The 18,345-nt window shown below is 72.3% G+C and carries 18 protein-coding genes; 6 read left to right on the top strand and 12 right to left on the bottom strand.

Going from position 1 to position 18,345, the window contains the following annotated elements:
* Nucleotides 1-8 precede the first annotated feature (8 nt).
* The 7 genes from J8M51_RS04295 to J8M51_RS04265 all read right to left on the bottom strand — a co-directional run bounded on the left by J8M51_RS04295 (nt 9) and on the right by J8M51_RS04265 (nt 6,141).
* The gene (locus tag J8M51_RS04295; RefSeq protein WP_267298970.1) at nt 9-1,643 is read right to left on the bottom strand and encodes a hypothetical protein; all 1,635 of its coding nucleotides are present in this window, start codon (nt 1,641-1,643) and stop codon (nt 9-11) included.
* A gap of 12 nt (nt 1,644-1,655) precedes the next feature.
* Nucleotides 1,656-3,056: a type VII secretion integral membrane protein EccD gene (eccD, locus tag J8M51_RS04290; protein WP_216589243.1), complete on the bottom strand. Its 1,401-nt coding sequence runs from the start codon at nt 3,054-3,056 to the stop codon at nt 1,656-1,658.
* Nucleotides 3,057-3,072: 16 nt separating this feature from the next.
* Complete coding sequence (locus tag J8M51_RS04285; protein ID WP_086763260.1) at nt 3,073-3,426, bottom strand: hypothetical protein; 354 nt, start codon at nt 3,424-3,426, stop codon at nt 3,073-3,075.
* Nucleotides 3,427-3,459: 33 nt separating this feature from the next.
* Nucleotides 3,460-3,771 carry a pore-forming ESAT-6 family protein gene (locus J8M51_RS04280; protein WP_086763262.1) on the bottom strand — a complete coding sequence of 104 codons (312 nt, stop codon included), beginning with the start codon at nt 3,769-3,771 and terminating at the stop codon, nt 3,460-3,462.
* A 33-nt stretch (nt 3,772-3,804) separates the two neighbouring features.
* Nucleotides 3,805-4,137, bottom strand: coding sequence for a hypothetical protein (locus J8M51_RS04275; protein WP_179203485.1), 333 nt, complete (start codon nt 4,135-4,137; stop codon nt 3,805-3,807).
* A 190-nt stretch (nt 4,138-4,327) separates the two neighbouring features.
* Nucleotides 4,328-4,975 carry an SRPBCC family protein gene (locus J8M51_RS04270; protein WP_086763264.1) on the bottom strand — a complete coding sequence of 216 codons (648 nt, stop codon included), beginning with the start codon at nt 4,973-4,975 and terminating at the stop codon, nt 4,328-4,330.
* A gap of 134 nt (nt 4,976-5,109) precedes the next feature.
* Complete coding sequence (locus tag J8M51_RS04265) at nt 5,110-6,141, bottom strand: medium chain dehydrogenase/reductase family protein (protein WP_086763266.1); 1,032 nt, start codon at nt 6,139-6,141, stop codon at nt 5,110-5,112.
* Between the two features lie 114 nt (nt 6,142-6,255).
* Here J8M51_RS04265 and J8M51_RS04260 point away from each other — a divergent pair, with 114 nt between their 5' ends.
* The 4 genes from J8M51_RS04260 to J8M51_RS04245 all read left to right on the top strand — a co-directional run bounded on the left by J8M51_RS04260 (nt 6,256) and on the right by J8M51_RS04245 (nt 9,443).
* Nucleotides 6,256-6,894 carry a TetR/AcrR family transcriptional regulator gene (locus tag J8M51_RS04260; protein ID WP_086763268.1) on the top strand — a complete coding sequence of 213 codons (639 nt, stop codon included), beginning with the start codon at nt 6,256-6,258 and terminating at the stop codon, nt 6,892-6,894.
* 343 nt (nt 6,895-7,237) lie between these two features.
* Entirely contained in the window at nt 7,238-7,585 is a 348-nt protein-coding gene (locus J8M51_RS04255) for a GntR family transcriptional regulator (RefSeq protein WP_236067688.1), read from the top strand.
* On the top strand, nt 7,582-8,469 hold the full coding sequence (locus J8M51_RS04250; protein WP_086763272.1) for an ABC transporter ATP-binding protein: 888 nt from the start codon (nt 7,582-7,584) through the stop codon (nt 8,467-8,469). The genes J8M51_RS04255 and J8M51_RS04250 overlap by 4 nt, the downstream gene beginning before the upstream one ends.
* Nucleotides 8,466-9,443: an ABC transporter permease gene (locus J8M51_RS04245; RefSeq protein WP_086763274.1), complete on the top strand. Its 978-nt coding sequence runs from the start codon at nt 8,466-8,468 to the stop codon at nt 9,441-9,443. The genes J8M51_RS04250 and J8M51_RS04245 overlap by 4 nt, the downstream gene beginning before the upstream one ends.
* An 82-nt stretch (nt 9,444-9,525) precedes the next feature.
* Here the strand turns inward: J8M51_RS04245 and rbsD are convergent, their stop codons facing one another.
* Genes rbsD through J8M51_RS04220 form a run of 5 tightly spaced genes read right to left on the bottom strand, consistent with a single transcriptional unit; the run spans nt 9,526 to nt 15,349 of the window.
* On the bottom strand, nt 9,526-9,915 hold the full coding sequence (gene rbsD, locus J8M51_RS04240) for a D-ribose pyranase (RefSeq protein ID WP_086763276.1): 390 nt from the start codon (nt 9,913-9,915) through the stop codon (nt 9,526-9,528).
* Complete coding sequence (locus J8M51_RS04235) at nt 9,912-10,817, bottom strand: ribokinase (RefSeq protein WP_086763278.1); 906 nt, start codon at nt 10,815-10,817, stop codon at nt 9,912-9,914. Before J8M51_RS04235 ends, rbsD begins: the two co-directional genes overlap by 4 nt.
* Nucleotides 10,818-10,846: 29 nt before the next feature.
* Nucleotides 10,847-12,808 carry an ABC transporter permease/substrate-binding protein gene (locus tag J8M51_RS04230; RefSeq protein ID WP_267298969.1) on the bottom strand — a complete coding sequence of 654 codons (1,962 nt, stop codon included), beginning with the start codon at nt 12,806-12,808 and terminating at the stop codon, nt 10,847-10,849.
* Entirely contained in the window at nt 12,798-14,327 is a 1,530-nt protein-coding gene (locus J8M51_RS04225; RefSeq protein ID WP_086756922.1) for a sugar ABC transporter ATP-binding protein, read from the bottom strand. The genes J8M51_RS04230 and J8M51_RS04225 overlap by 11 nt, the downstream gene beginning before the upstream one ends.
* On the bottom strand, nt 14,324-15,349 hold the full coding sequence (locus J8M51_RS04220) for a LacI family DNA-binding transcriptional regulator (RefSeq protein WP_086756920.1): 1,026 nt from the start codon (nt 15,347-15,349) through the stop codon (nt 14,324-14,326). Before J8M51_RS04220 ends, J8M51_RS04225 begins: the two co-directional genes overlap by 4 nt.
* 313 nt (nt 15,350-15,662) lie before the next feature.
* On the opposite strand from J8M51_RS04220, the gene J8M51_RS04215 reads away from it, so the two are divergent.
* Both J8M51_RS04215 and recD2 read left to right on the top strand, forming a co-directional pair.
* Nucleotides 15,663-15,959 carry a hypothetical protein gene (locus J8M51_RS04215; RefSeq protein WP_143673225.1) on the top strand — a complete coding sequence of 99 codons (297 nt, stop codon included), beginning with the start codon at nt 15,663-15,665 and terminating at the stop codon, nt 15,957-15,959.
* Nucleotides 15,960-16,041: 82 nt separating this feature from the next.
* A complete protein-coding gene (gene recD2 / locus J8M51_RS04210) occupies nt 16,042-18,300 on the top strand; it encodes an SF1B family DNA helicase RecD2 (RefSeq protein WP_086756917.1) in 2,259 nt (752 codons plus the stop codon).
* The last annotated feature ends 45 nt before the right edge of the window (nt 18,301-18,345 follow it).

Below are 18,345 nucleotides of genomic sequence, written 5' to 3'. Positions count from 1 at the left end.
GTGGCCGCTCATCGCATCCTCACCGCCCGGGTCATCACCTCGGCCGCGAGCGTGATCGCCGCCGCACGGGTCTCCCGGCCCAGCAGGGAGGTGCGGATCGGGCCGCCCTGCGCGAGGTGACGGTCGTAGGGGAGGGGGACCACATGGACGCCGGCCTCCTTGAGGTGGGCCACGGCCGTCTTTCGGTCCAGCGTCAGATCGGGGGAGTTGGCGGTCAGCGCGACGACGGTCGAGGCGAGCGCGGAGTGCGGCAACCGGCCCAGCCAGTCCAGCACCTGACGGGTGCCGTTGACCCCCTCCGCGGTCATCGGCGCCACGACCACGCGCGCGTGCGCCGTGTCCATCGCCGTACGGGCCACCTCACCCGGCAGGGTCTCGCAGTCCACCACGGTCACCGCGAAGTAGCGCCGCAGCGCGAGGGTCACCGTGCGGTACGTACGGATGTCCAGCGGGGCGCCGACCCGGCCCTGGCTCCCGGGCAGCAGCCAGCCGCCGTCGGCCACGGGCACCAGGTATCCGGTGACATCGGTGAGCCGCATCGCCGGGTCGAGGATCCGTGCGAGGTCGGCCGCCGCCCAGCGCACCGAGTCGGCGCCCATCCGCACCGGCAGGGTGCCCAGTGCCGCGTCCGCCTCCAGGGTCAGCACCGGGTCGTGCCGGTAGTGGTTGAACGTGCGTCCCAGCAGCGCGGCCGTCGTCGACTTCCCGACCCCGCCCCGGATCGACGTCACGGCGATCACCCGCCCCGTCGTCACCGGCTGCTGCAGCTCCCGCGCGATCCGCGTCTCCTCCGCCACGTCCTGCGCCGCGGACGAGGCCAGCTTCCGGATCGACCGCCCTGTCCGCCGGGCCACCGAATCCCCGTGCTGCGGTCGCCCGAGCGCGTGCGCGAGCCGAGGATCGATGGTGGGCACGGCGTCGGGGGCGCGCACCGGGGTCTGCGGGGACCGGGAGCCACGGGGGGCCGGGGCGGCGTGCGATACGTCGTCCCCGGGCGCGATCTCCGAGCCGGGGGTGGCCCCCTGGCCGGGCGCGGGCGCGGGGTGACCGCCGGGTTCCGCCGGACGGTTCGCCTCACCGGACCCGTCCGGCCGGTGGGCGTCCCCGGCCGCTCCCGACCACTGCGCGGCTGCCTGGGGATGCCCCGCGCGGGGCGCCTCGGCGGGCGCGTACGGCATGCCCGGCCTCACGGCGTCGGGCGCGACCGGCGGTCGCCCGCCGGGCCCCGGCCCCGCCGGCGGCTGAGCACCGGGCGTCTCCTGACCGGGCGGCCGTACGACGGGCATCGCGTGCGCCGGCGGGGCGGCGAACCCCTGCACGGGCGGGTGCGCGCCGGGCACCGACCGCGTCCGCGGCTGCCCGGGAGGTGTGCCGTCGCCCGGTGCCGGTCGCGCGGCCCGGTCGTCGCCGGACTCCCGCGGGGTTTCCGGCGGTTGCGGGGCTTCCGGCGACCCGGTCGCCTCGGGCCGGTCCGTCGCCCCGGACGCCTCCGCCGGCACCGACCGCACCAGCCTCAGCGTCGGCTCGGCCCGCCGGGCGGGGGTCTCCGGTGGACCGGGAGCGGTGTCGCCCCCGGCCGCCGCCGCGTCCTGCCGGCCCAGCTCGCGCAGCACGTCCCGCTGCCAGTCCCCTGCCTGCGCCATGGCCCCCAGCTCCTAAGCGAACGTGTCGAGCAGTCGTCCGTACACGCCGAACACCCCGATGAGCAGCGGGAACAGAGTGATGACGCCGATCGATTCAAGGGTGTCGCCCAGGCGCCGGAACCGTACCCGGACATGCTCGGCGGGCCGCACGGCGAGCACCAGCAGCGGCAGCGCGGCGAGCAGGACGAGGACGGCGAGCGGACCGGCCGCGTCGCCGGTGTGGTCCAGCCAGGCCGACACCAGCCGCACGGCGAGCACCGCCGCCGCGCCGAGCAGCACCACGACCTCCGCGACCAGCGGGAACGCCCGTGCGCGCAGCGCGAGGACGACCATGGTGACGGCGGCCAGCAGCACGGTCCACTTGGTCGGCGCGCGCAACGCGAACACCCCGGCCGCGGTCGCCGAGACGGCCATGGTGACCGTCGCCAGCACCAGCCCCCGGTGGGTGGCCGTGAGCGCCGCCGACACCTGGAGGCGGCTCACGGAGGCGCCCCCGGAACGCCGGTCGTCCAGCCCGGAGAGCCCCGAGGCCATCAGCGCCAGCCGGGGCAGCAGCCCGAGCACGACCACGGAGACCACCGCGAGGACGGCCCCCACCTCGGCCTGGTCCGTCACCGACAGCGACAACGAGCCGGAGACGGCCGCCGCGATCCCCAGCCAGCACACCGAGGCCCCCGCCAGCGCTCCGGCCCCGACCAGTCCACCCCGCCCGAGCGGAGTGAACAGCCCGAGCAGGGCGAGCGTGACGACCCCGGCCGTGGCCATGGCGGCGACCTGCGGTGTCCCGGACCACTGCTGTGCCTGCGCCGACGTCGACGCGCCGAGCAAGCCCAGCGCACCCGCCGTCGCGATCAGGGTCGTGGACAGGGCCCGCTTCCCGGTCCGCCCCAGCAGCGCGCCCGCGAGCGCGGCCACCAGCGCGACGCCGAGCAGCGCGCCCGCGACGACACCGGGCTCGTACGCGGCGCGGGCGAACACGCCGGCGGCCAGGGCCCAGCCGACCGTGGCGAGCCCGGCGGTGACACGGCGCGCGGCCGGCCGCCAACGCCCGCCCCGGGCGTCGAGATCCTCGGCCGCCTCGTCCGTGACGTCGTGCACCACGGGCGCCGACGGCGCGTCCTCGGCCCGGACCAGCCGCAGCACGGCGCCGTCCGGGATCCCGGCCGACTCCAGCGTGCTGTCGTGCGCCAGCGCGGAGCCGTCCGCCGTGACCAGATGCCGCAACTCGGGCCGCTCGCCGACCCGGTCGTCCAGGAGCCGCATGACCTCCGGGAGCAGCAGCCCGACCGGCTCCCGGGACGGCAGCACGAGATCGACCCGCCGTCGCTCACCGACGAGCGTGACCCGGCTGAGCGCCGTCCGCGCACCGCCTGTGGCCTGCCCCGATGTCCCTGCAGCCGTCCCCGTAGCCATCACGCGATCGAACCTATCACCGGGCGGAATCGCCGGTCGGGGCTGTGGAAAACCCTGTGGACAACCTGGAGGACGGTGTGGGGGACACGGCCGGCGACCCGGTGGGCGAGGGCGTGCCGGACGGAGTCACCGACGGCTGCACCGAACCCCCGTACGGGCTCTTTCCGATGATGCGGTTCGACACGAAAGACCACCCCACACATCCCGCGCACAACACCGCCGCGATGACGATCCCGGCGAAGACCTTCCCGATCCGTTCGTCCACCGAGCGCCGCTGCCGCTGCGCCCCGAACAGCAGGGCGTCCCGCAGCCGCCGACGCCGCACCGACACCGACTCCAGCAACTGGCTGTCGTAATCCTGTGCCGCCACGGCTGCGGAACCCCTCTCGCCTCGCTCGCTCCGTCAGCCGATCTGGTCGACCGCCGCGCGGGCCTTGGACAGCGTGGACTGCGCGGTGCCGTCGTTCTGTTCGAGCGTGGTGCGCACCAGGCGGATGATCTCGCGGACCTCGCCCGCGGCCTTCTTCCAGCGCTCTTCCTTGCCGTGGTAGTCGTCCGAGACCCCGTCGGCCTGGAACTCGGTCATCGCGGCCTTCACGGCGGCGTCGCGGTCGCCGAGCACCCGCTCCAGCTGCCCCACGATCGTGCCGAGCGCGGTCTGCACCTCGCCCGAGGCGCCGGTGTCGTACGAACGGCGGTCCTGGTTCTGAGCCATGAGTACTTCCCCCTAGTTCCTGCTCGTCGCTGCTTATCGGGCGCCGAAGCGGGCCGCGTCGAAGTTGGCCTGGCCCATGTTCTGGTTGGCGTTGTCCTGGGACTCCACGTCGCCGGTGCCGAACGCGGTGTCCATGCCCGACTGACCGCCGAGGATCGCGGCGAGCGAGCCGTTCAGATCGGCGGTGATCTCGTCCGCGCGGTTCTTGAACGAGTCGAACGCCAGCTTGCCCGCGCCGTTGAACTTGCCCTCCAGCGGTTCCGCCGCGCTGATCAGCAGTTGGATCAGCGTCCCGAGGTCGTCGCTCGATCCGAGCGTGCTCTTCCCGAGATCCGCCAGGGTCGTCGACCCCATGTCGAACTTCACGTCGTTCCACCCCCGTGTGTCCGGTTCGCGTATGTCATCACTTAGGTCATCACTCGCGTGTTCACTCGCGTGCTCACTTACGCGTTCACCTACGTCCCGAACATGCTCTCCCACAACGCGTTGCACCCGCAACGCGCTTGCCCGCGAAGTGACACCATCGGGACATAAATCGAACAGCCCCGTGGCGTGGTCACCCTCGGCCGGAGCGGGCCTCGGCCGTGGTCCTCAGGTCGCGGAGCCACGCTTCGAGGCCCCGGCCGAGCGCCTCCGTCGCCGTGGGGACGTCCGCTTCGACCTGGGCGCCGGTCCAGGTCTCCTCGGTGTGCACCCGGACTTTGCCCCGTACCTGTTCGAAGCGCCACAGGTGGACGCCCTCGTCGACGCGCAGCCCCTCGCCGACCGCGGGCCCGCTCCACAGGAGGCAGACGCCGCGCTCCAGTTGCCGGACGGTGGAGGTGATCTCCAGCGTGGTCGCGGGAGTTGCCGGTGTGGCGGGCGCCGGTGTCGTCCACCGGAACCGCGAGCCCTTCCGCAGCGGCCCGTGGTCCAGCCGCTCGGCGCCGAGCACCGGCGCCTGCCAGGACGGCCAGTTCTCCACGTCGGTCTGCAGCTTCCAAACGGTGCTCAGGGGCGCGTCGATCACGACATCGGCCTGGTAGCGGATCAGGGCCGTCCGGTCGACGCCCTCCCCACGACAGGCGGACCCGCCGTCGTGCGGCGCGTCGGCCGGGGCCGCCGCCCGGGCGTACGGGGCGGCGGTCCCCAGAATCCCGGCGACGGTGACGGCGGCGGCGACGGCGAGTGAGACGGTGGACGTGGCGGTGCGCAGACCGAACATGGTGTCCCCTTCAGGGTGTTGACGGCTGAGGTTGTCGATGGGCGCGTCGGCCGGTCCCGCGGATCGCGGTCGGCCGACGTCCGGCGGTCCTACGGATGGCCGTCGGTCCTACGGACGGCCGTCGACCGGCGGTCCTACGGATTGAGCACGACCTTCCCCGCGACCGTCCCCGACTCGGCCAGCCGCAGCGCCTCGGCCGCGTCGGTGAGCGGCAGCCGCGCGGCGATCTGGGCGGTCACGTCACCGCGTCGGAGGGCCGCGAACACCTGGGTGAGGTCGGTGCGCAGCCGGGCCCGGAAGCGGTTGGGGGACAGGGCCCGCCCGGCCCAGACGTTGTAGAAGGAGGCACGGCGGCCGTTGGGCAGCGCGTTCCACAGCCACACCCGGCCGAGCAGCTTGAGCACGGGCCACTGCTTGGACCCCTCGTCGTCCCGCGTGGACGCGCTGCCGTACGCGACGAGCGTGCCGCCGGGCGCGAGCAGCCGCCAGGAGTCGACCGCGCTCCGGCCGCCGATGTGGTCGAAGACGGCGTCCACCCCGCCGGGGGCGAGCGCGCGGACCCGTCCCGCGACGTCCTCGGTGCGGTAGTCGACGGGGACGACTCCCCGCGCCCGCAGCGCGTCGTGGTGGCGGGCGGACGCCGTCCCGATCACCTTCGCCCCGGCGGCGCGGGCGAGCTGTACCAGCACCGAGCCGACGCCCCCGTTGGCGCCGTGCACCAGGACGGTCTGCCCGGCGCGGACGCGGGCCGAGCGATGCAGCATCTGCCAGGCCGTGACGCCGTTGACCACCACGGTCTCCGCCTCCGCGGCACCGATCCCCTCCGGCACCGGCACCACGTCCGCCGCCTCGACGACCACATGGCTCGCCCAGCCGCCGACCTTGACCAGCGCGGCCACCCGGACCCCGGACAGACCCGGGTCGACGCCCTCGCCGGTCGTGAGCACCCTGCCGACCAGGTCGTACCCGGGGACGAACGGGAACGGCGGCTGGTCGTAGTACCGGCCCCGCCGCATCTGCTGCTCGGCGAAGGACACCCCGGTGGCCTCCATGAGGATCACGACCTGCCCGGGACCGGCCACGGGAACGGCCCCGCGCCGTATCCGCAGCCCCTCCGGCTCGACCTTGCCCGGCAGGACGACCTCGACGAGTTCTCCGGCGTTCATGACTGCCTCCGCGTTGCGCGTTGATCTGGATGACGTGACTGGCTCTCGCTCTCGTGAGAAGTTGTAACCGATCGCGTCCGAGACTGTCAATAACAACAGTGATAGCCTCTAACCATGACGACAACCGAGGGCGCGAACGACGCGAACGACGCGAAGACCCCCCGCGAGCGCTATCGCGCCCAGGTCCGCGCGGAGGTCAAGCAGCACGCGTGGGAGCAGATCGCCGAGGCGGGGGCCTCCGCGCTGTCCCTCAACGCGATCGCGAAACGGATGGGCATGAGCGGCCCCGCGCTCTACCGGTACTTCGCCGGCCGCGACGAGCTGATCACCGAGCTGATCCGGGACGCCTACCGCAGCCTCGCCGACACCTTCCGCGAGGCCGCCGAGGCCGCCAGGGCCGCCGAGCCGGCCGAGGTCGCCGACACCGGCGCCGACCTGGCCACGCTGGCGCACGCCCTGCGCGCCTGGGCCCTGGACGATCCCCACCGCTACTTCCTGATCTACGGCACGCCCATCCCCGGCTACCACGCCCCCGCCGACACCGCCACGATCACGTCCGAGATCCTGGCGACCCTGCTCGGCGCCTGCGGGGACCTGCCGGAGGACCAGGCCCTCCACCGGGCCCTGACCTTCTGGACCCGTCTCCACGGAGCCCTGTCCCTCGAACTCGCGGGCCACTTCACCGGTATGGACGTCGACCCCGCGTGGTTCTACGCGGCCGAGGTCGACTCCCTGGCGCCGAAGAATCCCTGAGGTGCCGTACAACCCTCCCCGCACCCCGCGGGTCGTACTTGGCATCAGGACTTCTCGGAGGGGGATCCGGGGGGATCGCGGGAGTTCTGACGGGGAGGGGAAAGCCGAGGGGCCGGTCCAGTGGACCGGCCCCTCGAAACGTTCCCGCGCCGGGTGCGTCACCGCGTGCGCCACTCTTCACCGAGGTGTGCGCCACTCTTCGCCGAGGCCGGCCGGGGACCCGTGTGTCATCTGTGTACTATCTTGCTAGTACACCGAGACATTGGGTCATCGCGTGATGGAGGGGCGGAGGGTGCGCGTGTTCGCATTCCGAGTGCTTGACCGGTCAGGAGTACCGGCCTACTTGCAACTGGTCGACCAGGTCCGGCGCGGCATCCTGCTGGGCCATCTCCAGGAGGGCGACCAGCTGCCCACGGTGCGCGCGGTCGCGTCCGCTCTGGTGATCAATCCGAACACCGTGGCCAAGGCGTACCGCGAGCTGGAGCACGCCGGGCTCGCCGCGCCCCGTGCCGGCCAGGGCACGTTCGTCACCGGCGACATCGAACAGGTGCCCGCCGCGACCTACGCCCGGCTGTCGGGCCGGCTGCGGCAGTGGCTGGCCGACGCGCGCGGGGCGGGTCTCGCGCCGGAGCAGGTGCGCGCCATGGTCGACGCGGTCATGAGCGACGAGCAGCACCGGGAGACGGCATGACCGCCGACGCCGCCGACGCCGCCGTGCGGATCGACCGGGTGGGCAAGCGCTACGGCCGGCAGTGGGCACTGCGGGACTGCACGCTCTCCCTGCCCGCGGGCCGTGTCATCGCGCTCGTCGGCGCGAACGGCGCGGGGAAGACGACCCTGCTGCACCTGGCGATAGGCCTGCTGGCCCCCACCGAGGGCACCGTCTCCCTGCTGGGTACGCCGCTGCGGCCGGGCCGTCCGCAGAGCCTGTCCCAGGTCGGGTTCGTCGCCCAGGACCATCCCCTCTACCGGGGGTTCACCGTCGCCGAGATGCTGCGGTACGGACGCGGTACGAACACCCGCTTCGACCAGGCGGGCGCCGAACGCCGACTGCGCGACCTCGACATCCCGCTCGACCGCAGGACCGGCCGGCTCTCCGGCGGCCAGCAGGCCCAGGTTGCCCTCACCCTCGCCCTGGCCAAGCAGCCGCGCCTGCTGGTCCTGGACGAACCCGTCGCCAGCCTCGACCCGCTGGCCCGCCGTGAGTTCATGAAGACCCTCGTCACCGCGGTGGCCGAGACGGAGATGACGGTGCTGCTCTCCTCCCACGTGGTCACCGAACTCGAACGGGTCTGCGACTACCTGGTGCTGCTCCACGGCGGACAGGTACGCCTCGTCGGCGACATCGACGACCTGCTCGCCGGCCACCGCGTCCTGACCGGCCCCCGGGTCGCCGACGCCGCCCTCGACGGACTGGTCACCGCCACCCACGGCGACCGCAACAGCCACCTCCTGGTGCGCCGGCCGGCCGCCGCGCCCACCCACCCCCGCTGGGAAGCCCACCCCGTGAACCTGGAGGACCTCGTCCTCGCCTATCTCGACTCGCCTCTCTCGAAGGGCAGGACCGACCAGTGATCTGGGTTGCCTGGCGCCAGCACCGCGCCGCTCTGCTGACGGGCGTCCTTCTGCTGGCCGCCGTCACCGTCCCCACCCTCATCAGCGGCTTCGCCATGCACGAGGAGTACCGCGCGGACGGCATCGCCGCCTGTGTCGCCGATCCCGGCGCCCGCGCCGGATGCGCGCAACTGGTCGAGCAGTTCACCGACCGGTACAGCGAGTGGGGCAACCGGATGGTCTGGGTGATCTTCCTGCCCGCCCTTGTCGGCGCCTTCGTCGGCGCACCGCTCCTGGCCCGGGAGTTCGAGAACGGCACCTGGCGGTTCGCCTTCACCCAAGGGGTGTCCCGCACCCGGTGGCTCGTCACCCAACTGACCCTGGTCGGCCTCGGCACAGCCGTCCTGGCGCTGGCCTGCTCGCTCCTGTTCACCTGGTGGCGCAGGCCCCTGGACTCGGTCGGCAGCCGGATGCGCAGCGCCGCGTTCACCGTGTCGCCGGGCCTCGTCGCGCTGACCCTGTTCGCCCTGGCCCTCGGCGTCCTGGCCGGAGTCCTGCTCCGGCGGACCGTGGTCGCCATGGGCCTCACCCTCGTCGTCTGCCTGACGGTGAACATCACCCTGGAGGAGGCGGCCCGGCCCCACTACCTGAGCCCCCTGGTCCGTACGGCGGCGCCGGACGCGGGGCAGGCGGCCGATCCGCGCCCGGTGACGGACTGGATCGTGGACGAAGGGCTGGTCGACCGCGCGGGACACAGACTCTCCGACGGGGAGAAGAGAGACGTCCTCAAGCAGGTCTACGACAGCGACACGGTCCGCGACGGCAGCGCCGCCCTCGAACGCTATCTGGCCGACCACGGCATGCGGCACTACACCGAGTACCACCCCGCGAGCCGCTACCCGGCCATGCTGATCATCGAGTGCTCCCTCTACCTCGGCCTGGCCATGGCCCTCTTCGCCGCGGCCGCCTACCTGGTGCGCCGCCGCACCTACTGACGGCCGGCCCGGCGAACTCCCGGGACTCCCGGGGTTCCAGGGAGTCCCGGGAACCCCGGAAGCCCCGGGAGTCCCGGAACCCCTAGAAGAACACCCCGCACCGCAGCAGCACATTCGCGTACGGCCGCGCCTCCCCGGTGCGTACGACCAGCCGCGCGCCGGCCGACAGCTCCTTGAGCTTCTCGTGGGAGACGAGCTCCAGGTCGGGGAAGCGGTCCTCCAGCAGTACGGTCGCCTCCGGGTTCGCCCCCCGCACCTCGCGCGCGGCGGTCGCCCCCTCGACCACGAGCTCGTCGAGCAGCCCGTCCAGCACCTCCGCGAAGGACGGCACCCCGGCCCGGAACGCCAGGTCGACCACGCGCGGCCCGTCCGGCACGGGCATCCCCGCGTCGCACACCAGCACCCCGTGCCCATGGCCCAACTCGGCGAGGGCGCCCGCCAGATGACGGTTGAGTATCCCGGCCCGCTTCACAGCGCAGCGACCTCCTCGGCGGTCGGGAACGACACCTGCGCCCCGGCCTTGGTGACGGCGGCGGCCCCGACCCGGGCCGCGTACGCGGCGGCCTCGGCCGGTGCCGAACCGCCGCCCAGCTTCCACGCCAGGGCGGCCGTGAACGCGTCCCCGGCCCCCGTCGTGTCCACGGCCTCCACCTTCACCGCCGCCACCCGCACACTGCCCCCGGCGTCCGCGACCAACGCCCCCTCCGCGCCCAGCGTGACGACCACCGAACGCGGCCCGAGCGCCAGCAGCGCCGCCGCCCAGTCCTCCGGCGAAGGTGAATCCGCCGGATCACCCCCGACGAGGACCCGTGCCTCGTGCTCGTTGACGATCAGCGGATCACAGGCGGCCAGCACCTCGGCGGGCAACTCCCGGGGCGGCGACGGGTTCAGCACGAACCGGGTGCCCTCCGGCAGCCGCCGTACGACCTCCACGACCGTCTCCAACGGGATCTCCAACTGCGCCGAGACGACCCGTGAGGCCCGCAGCAGCGCGTCGGCGGCCCGGATGTCCTCCGGGGTCAGCCGCCCGTTGGCGCCGGGCGACACCACGATGCTGTTGTCGCCCGACGGGTCCACCGTGATCAGGGCGACCCCGGTGGGCGCCCCGCCGACCAGCACGCCCGCCGTGTCGACCCCGGCCGCCCGCTGCGAGTCCAGCAGCAGCCGTCCGTTGCCGTCGTCGCCGACCCGTGCCAGCAGCGCCGTACGCGCCCCGAGCCGGGCCGCCGCGACGGCCTGGTTGGCGCCCTTGCCGCCCGGGTGCACGGCCAGGTCGGAGCCGAGCACGGTCTCCCCGGCGCCCGGCCGCCGCTCGACACCGATCACCAGGTCGGCGTTGGCCGAACCCACGACCAGGAGGTCGTAGTCGTACATGAATGGTCCCTTCTGCCGGAACGGTGACGTCAGCCGCTGAACTCGGCCACGTTCTCGGACGTGACCACCTTCACCGGCACCATCACCGACTTCTCGACCTTCTCGCCCTCGGCGGCCCTGACCGCGTTGCGCACCGCGATCCTGCCGAGTTCGGCCGGCTGCTGCGCGACCGACGCGTACAGCGTGCCCGCCTCGACGGCCTTGAGCCCGTCCGCCGTACCGTCGAAGCCGATGACCTGGACGGACTTTCCGGCCTTGGAGCCGAGGGCCTTGATCGCGCCGAGCGCCATCTCGTCGTTCTCGGCGAAGACACCGTCGACGTCCGGGTTGGCCTGGAGCATGTTCGTCATCACGTCGAGCCCCTTGGTGCGGTCCCAGTCGGCGGGCTGCTTGGCGAGGACCTTGATGCCGGGGTAGGCCTTCAGCCCCTCGGCGAAGCCGGCGCCGCGCTCCCGGCTGGCGGAGGTGCCCGCCTGCCCCTGGAGGATGACGATCTCGCCCTTGCCGCCCAGCTTCTCGGCGAGCGACCTGGCGGCCAGCTCGCCGCCGCTGACGTTGTCGGAGGCGACGAGCGCGGCGGTGTTCGCGCCGTTGACCGTGCGGTCGACGGCGACCAGCGGGATGTCCGCCTTGTTGACGGCCTTCGCCGCCGGGGTCACCGCGTCGGAGTCCACCGGGTTGACGATGATCGTGCCGAGGCCTTCGCTGGTGAAGTTCTGCAACTGGTTGGCCTGTTGCGAGGCGTCGTTCTGCGCGTCGGTGACCGACAGGTCCACACCGAGCTTCTTCGCCTCGTCCTGGGCACCGGCCCGGATCTGCACGAAGAAGGGGTTGTTGAGCGTCGACAGCGACAGCCCGATCTTCTCGCTCTTCGCCGCCGACGACCCGGTGTGCAGGAAGGAGGTCGCGCCCACGACCGCCGCCGCGACCACCGCGGCCAGCACATACGTCAGCGCCTGCTTCTTCCGGTCCCCGGAGCCACCGGCCCCCGCCGGAACCGGGGTCGCCCCCGCCTTGCGCCGCACGGTGTCCAGCAGCACGGCCAGCGCGATGACGACACCGATGACGACCTGCTGCCAGAACGCGGACACGGACAGCAGGTTGAGGCCGTTCCTGAGCACCGCGAGGATCAGCGCGCCGATCAGCGTCCCCGACGCCTTGCCCGTACCACCGGCCAGCGAGGCGCCGCCGATGACGACCGCGGCGATGGCGTCCAGCTCGTAGCCCTGCGCGGCCTGCGGCTGCGCGGAGGAGAGCCGGGAGGCGAGCACGATGCCGGCGGCGGCGGCGAACAGCCCGGACAGCGCGTAGATCGCCAGCTTCTGCCGCTTCACCCGCAGCCCGGACAGCCGGGCCGCCTCCTCGTTGCCACCGATCGCGTACATGGCACGCCCGATGTACGTACGGCCGAGGATCACGGCCGTCACGCCACCCAGCACCAGCATCACCAGGACCGGCACGGGCAGCCAGCCGCCCAGGTTGTCCCCGAGGTGCGACACCGAGTCAGGGAAGGCGATCGGGCTGCCCTGCGAGATCACCAGCGACAGACCGCGGCCCACCGACAGCATGGCGAGCGTCGCGATGAACGGCGGCAGCTTCCCGTACGAGATCAGGAAGCCGTTGACGAGGCCGCACGCGATACCGGTGCCGATCGCGAGGATCACGGCTATCCAGACCGGGACGCCCTCCGACGTGGCGCTCCAGGCCAGGACGGTGGCCGACAGGGCCGCCACCGAGCCCACCGACAGGTCGATGCCCGCCGAGACGATCACGAAGGTCACACCGAACGCGAGGATCGCGGTCACGGCGGCCTGGACGCCGATGTTGAGCAGGTTGTCGGCCGTCAGGAAGTCGCCGGACAGCACCGACATCGCGATGACGAGGGCGATGAGCGCGGTCAGCGCGCCGTTGTCGAGCAGAAGCCGGCGAAGCCCCGAGGCTCCCGAGGCGCCACTCGCGCCCGTAGTGCTCTTGAGCGTGTCAGCGGCCACGGGGGGCCTCCGTTTCAGTCGCGAGAAGGGTGGGGTTGGAGACGGCGAGCGCCATCACGGCGTCCTGCGTGGCCTCGGCGGCGGCGAGTTCGCCCGCGATCCGCCCCTGGGCCATGACCAGCACCCGGTCGCTCATACCGAGCACCTCGGGCAGGTCACTGGAGATCATCAGCACGGCCGCACCGGCGGCCGTCAGCTCGTTGATCAGCTCGTAGATCTCGACCTTGGCGCCGACGTCGATGCCGCGCGTCGGCTCGTCGAGGATCAGCACCTTGGTGTCCGCCAGCAGCCACTTGCCGATGACGACCTTCTGCTGGTTGCCGCCGGAGAGGGTGCGGACGTGCTGGTGCAGCCCGGCCATCCGGACCCCGAGCCGCTCGGCGACCCGGGCCGCGTTCTCCCGCTGCCCCTTCAGGTCGACGAACCCGCCCCTGGTGGCGCCCCGCAGGGTCACCAGCCCGAGGTTCTCCTCCACGGACGCGTCCAGCAGCAGCCCCTGGCCCTTGCGGTCCTCGGGCACCAGCCCGATCCCGGCGGTCATCGCGGCGTTGACGTCGTCCTTGGGCACCGGCGCCCCGGAGACCTTCACGGCCCCCTTGTCGTACGGATCGGCGCCGAACACCGCCCGCACGACCTCCGTACGCCCGGCGCCCACGAGCCCGGCGACACCGACGACCTCGCCGGCCCGCACCTCGAAGCTCACGTCGTGGAAGACGCCGTCCCGCGTCAGGCCCTCGACGGCGAGCAGCGCGTCCCCGGCGTCGGCCCGCTCCCGCGGATACTGCTGCTCGATCGACCGGCCGACCATGAGCCGTACGAGCTCGTCCTCGGGCGTGGAGGCGGGCACCTGCCCGACGCTCTTCCCGTCCCGGATGACGGTCACCCGGTCCCCGAGAGCGGCGATCTCCTCCAGATGGTGCGTGATGAAGACGACGCCCACCCCGTCCTCACGCAGCCGCCGCACGATCGCGAAGAGCTTCTCGACCTCCTCGGTCGTCAGCACGGCGGTCGGCTCGTCCATGATCAGCACACGGGCGTTCAGACTCAGCGCCTTCGCGATCTCGACCATCTGGAGCCGGGCGATACCGAGTTCACGCACACGCGCGCGTGGCGAGACGGTGACCCCCACCCGCTCCAGCAGCTCGGCGGCGTCGGCCTCCATCCGCTTCCGGTCGATCATCCCGAAGCGACGCGGCTGCCGCCCGAGGAAGATGTTCTCGGCGACGCTCAGATCGGGGACGAGATTGAACTCCTGGTAGATGGTGGCGATCCCGAGCCTCTCGGAGTCCTGCGCACCATGGATGCGCACCTCCTGACCACCGGCCAGAATCCGCCCCGCGTCGGGGGTGTAGGCACCGGAGAGCATCTTGATCAGCGTGCTCTTGCCCGCGCCGTTCTCCCCGAGCAGCACATGCACCTCGCCCCGGCGCAGATCGAAGTCGACGCCGTCCAGCGCGACCACACCGGGAAAGGTCTTGCGTATGCCTTCGATGCGCAGCAACTCGTCCGGGTCGCTCACGACGCGCTCCTGTTCGGTACGGGGGACTCGGGGGACTCGCCGCACGACAGACGTACGACGAGACGTGCGGGGAGGGTGACGGACTGCGGGGGCCGCCCCTCGATACGGTCGACGAGCGCGCGTACGGCGGCCCGCCCCAGCTCACCCGTCGGCTGCGCGACCGCCGTGACCGGCGGATCGGTGTGCACGAACCACGGGATGTCGTCGAACGCGGCCAGCCCGATGTCCTCGGGAACCCGCATCCCACGCGCGCGCACGGCGTCCAGCGCGCCCAGCGCCATCAGGTTGTCGGCGGCGAAGACGACCTCGGGCGGCTCGGCCAGATCGAGGAACCCCTCGGTCACCCGCCGCCCGCTGTCCGCCTGGAAGTCGCCCTGCCCTATGTAGTCGTCCGGCAGCGCCAGCCCGAACTCGCCGAGGGCCTCCCGGAAGGCCTCGACCCGCTCCCGGCCGGTCGTGGTGGCCGCGGGCCCGGCGATGATCGCGAGCCGCCGGTGCCCGAGCCCGTGGAGATGGGCGACGAGATCCCGTACGGCGCCGCGCCCGTCGGCACGCACCACCGGCACGTCCACGCCGGGGATCCACCGGTCCACGAACACCATGGGAGTGCCCGCCCGGATCGCGTCCAGCATCAGGGGCGAACCACCGTCGGTCGGCGAGACGAGCAGCCCGTCGATCCGCCGGTCCAGCAGATTGCGCACATGATGATCCTGAAGCTCGGGCCGTTCGTCGGCGTTCCCGATGATCACGCTGTACCCGAGCGCCCGCGCCTCTTCCTCCACGGACCGCGCCAGCTCGGTGAAGTACGGATTCATGACGTCGCTGATGACGAGCCCGAGGGTGTGCGTCTGATCCGTACGCAACGACCGCGCGACGGCGTTCGGCCGGTACCCCAGAGTCTCGACGGCCGTCATCACCCGCGCCCGGGCCGCCGCGCTGACCGACGGATGATCATTGAGCACCCGCGACACCGTGGCGGCCGACACCCCCGCCTCGGCCGCGACATCCTTGATGCCGGCCATCGCCGCTCCACCTCCTCGTGGAACTCATGGAATCGATTTCACGACCGATTGGAATCGATTCCACATGGCCGGGGCAAGGGGGCGGCGGTGGCTGAAATCCAATCGTGACCGAGGTCGCGACCGAGGTCCCGGGTGCCCCGGCGCGCACTCCTGCGTGCCGACCGGTGCGACGTCCTTCCGGAAGTCGCGAGGCGCACTCCGATGGCGCGGGCGGCACCTCCGTGCGCTGATTACACAACGAACTCGATCGCATACCTTGGGTGACGGCTGTGGGCTGCATCAGGGCGGTCCGCGCCAGGAGGGGGATCCCACCATGATGCGACGACGTAGGGCCGTGGCCCTGGGGGCACTCGCGGCCGCCGTGACCCTGACGGTCGCGGTGCCGGGATCGGCGTACGCGGCGGAAGGCGTCCTGATCATCAACGACATCGGATACGAGAACCCGAGCGGCTGTTACCCCGTCGACCGGTTGCCGTCGTCGGTGGCCAACCACACCGACGCCATCGCCGAGGTCCACTCCGGAGCGGACTGCGGCGGCCCGGTCGAGTGGCTGGTGTATCCGGGCGAGACGTACCAGACGGAGACGGCGCAGAGCGTCTTCATCCTCTGAGCATCCGCCGGGCCCGTCGGACGGCACGGGCGCCCCGCTCCCGGCGGGGCGCCCTGTCACACCTCCCCGGTACCGTCGCCCCATGGCTCAACAGGCGGGAAACCCCCCGGGGGAACGGCGACTCGCGGTCCTCGAAGGCGTGCTCGAACGCATCACGTACGCCAACGAGGACAACGGCTATACCGTCGCGCGCGTGGACACCGGCCGGGGCGGCGGCGACCTCCTCACCGTCGTCGGCGCGCTGCTGGGCGCGCAGGTGGGCGAATCCCTCCGTATGGAGGGCCGTTGGGGCTCCCACCAGCAGTACGGCAAGCAGTTCACCGTCGAGAACTACACCACCGTGCTCCCCGCCACCGTCCAGGGCATCCGCCGCTACCTCGGCTCCGGCCTGGTCAAGGGCATCGGCCCGATCTTCGCGGACCGCATCACCCAGCACTTCGGCCTGGACACCCTGCAGATCATCGAGGAGGAGCCCAAGCGCCTCATCGAGGTCCCGGGCCTAGGCCCCAAGCGCACCAAGAAGATCGCCGACGCCTGGGAGGAACAGAAGGCGATCAAGGAGGTCATGCTCTTCCTCCAGACGGTGGAGGTGTCCACGTCCATCGCCGTGCGCATCTACAAGAAGTACGGCGACGCCTCGATCGGCGTCGTGAAGAACCAGCCGTACCGCCTCGCCGCCGACGTCTGGGGCATCGGCTTCCTCACCGCCGACAAGATCGCCCAGTCCGTCGGCATCCCGCACGACAGCCCCGAGCGCGTCAAGGCGGGCCTCCAGTACGCCCTTTCGCAGGCCACCGACCAGGGCAACTGCTACCTCCCGGAGGAGCGGCTGATCGCCGACGCGGTCAAACTCCTCCAGGTCGACACGGGGCTGGTCATCGAGTGCCTGGCCGAACTCGCCCTGCCCGACGAGGACTCCGGCGAACCCGGCGTGGTGCGCGAGAAGGTGCCGGGCCAGGACGGGGGAGACCCCGTCACCGCGATCTACCTCGTCCCCTTCCACCGCGCCGAACTCTCCCTCTCCGCCCAGCTGCTGCGCCTCCTGCGCACCGGCGAGGACCGGATGCCCGGCTTCCACGACGTGGCCTGGGACAAGGCGCTGGCCTGGCTGAGGGGGCGTACGGGCGCGGAGTTGGCGCCCGAGCAGGAGGCGGCCGTCCGCCTGGCTCTCACCGAGAAGGTGGCCGTGCTGACCGGCGGCCCGGGCTGCGGCAAGTCCTTCACGGTCCGCTCGATCGTCGAACTGGCCCGCGCGAAGAAGGCGAAGGTCGTGCTCGCCGCCCCCACCGGCCGCGCCGCCAAACGCCTCGCCGAACTGACCGACGCCGAGGCCTCCACCGTCCACCGCCTGCTGGAGCTGAAGCCCGGCGGCGACGCGGCCTACGACAAGGACCGCCCGCTCGACGCCGACCTGGTGGTGGTCGACGAGGCCTCGATGCTGGACCTCCTCCTCGCCAACAAGCTGGTGAAGGCGGTGCCGCCGGGCGCCCACCTCCTCTTCGTCGGCGACGTCGACCAGCTCCCCAGCGTCGGCGCCGGGGAGGTCCTCCGCGACCTGCTCGCGGACGGCGGCCCGATCCCCGCCGTCCGCCTCACCAAGGTCTTCCGCCAGGCCCAGCAGTCCGGCGTGGTGACCAACGCGCACCGCATCAACTCCGGGCAGCATCCGGTCACCGACGGCATGAAGGACTTCTTCCTCTTCGTCGAGGACGAGACGGAGGAGGCCGGCCGGCTCACCGTGGATGTCGCGGCCCGTCGTATTCCGGCCAAGTTCGGGCTCGACCCGCGCCGGGACGTGCAGGTGCTGGCGCCCATGCACCGGGGCCCGGCGGGCGCCGGCAACCTCAACGGCCTGCTGCAGCAGGCCATCACACCCGCCCGCCCCGACCTGCCCGAGAAGCGCTTCGGCGGCCGGGTCTTCCGCGTCGGCGACAAGGTCACCCAGATCCGCAACAACTACGACAAGGGCGAGAACGGCGTCTTCAACGGCACCGTCGGCGTGGTCACCGCTCTCGACCCGGTCGACCAGCGGCTGACGGTCCGCACCGACGAGGACGAGGAGGTTCCGTACGAGTTCGACGAACTGGACGAGCTGGCGCACGCCTACGCGGTGACGATCCACCGGTCCCAGGGCAGCGAGTACCCGGCCGTGGTGATCCCGGTCACCACCGGAGCCTGGATGATGCTCCAGCGCAACCTTTTGTATACGGCCGTGACCAGGGCGAAGAAGCTGGTCGTCCTCGTCGGCTCGCGCAAGGCGATCGGCCAGGCGGTCCGCACGGTCTCGGCGGGACGGCGGTGCACGGCCCTCGACTTCCGGCTCGCGCCCCGGTCACTGTGAGTACCTCTCGTGAAGGCCCGTCGCCTCGTGAGTGAAATTTGATCG

It is taken from the genome of Streptomyces griseiscabiei (assembly GCF_020010925.1).
GTDB lineage: Bacteria > Actinomycetota > Actinomycetes > Streptomycetales > Streptomycetaceae > Streptomyces > Streptomyces griseiscabiei.
Note: the sequence above shows the minus strand (reverse complement) of the source record. Positions and strands in the feature narration are given on the sequence as shown.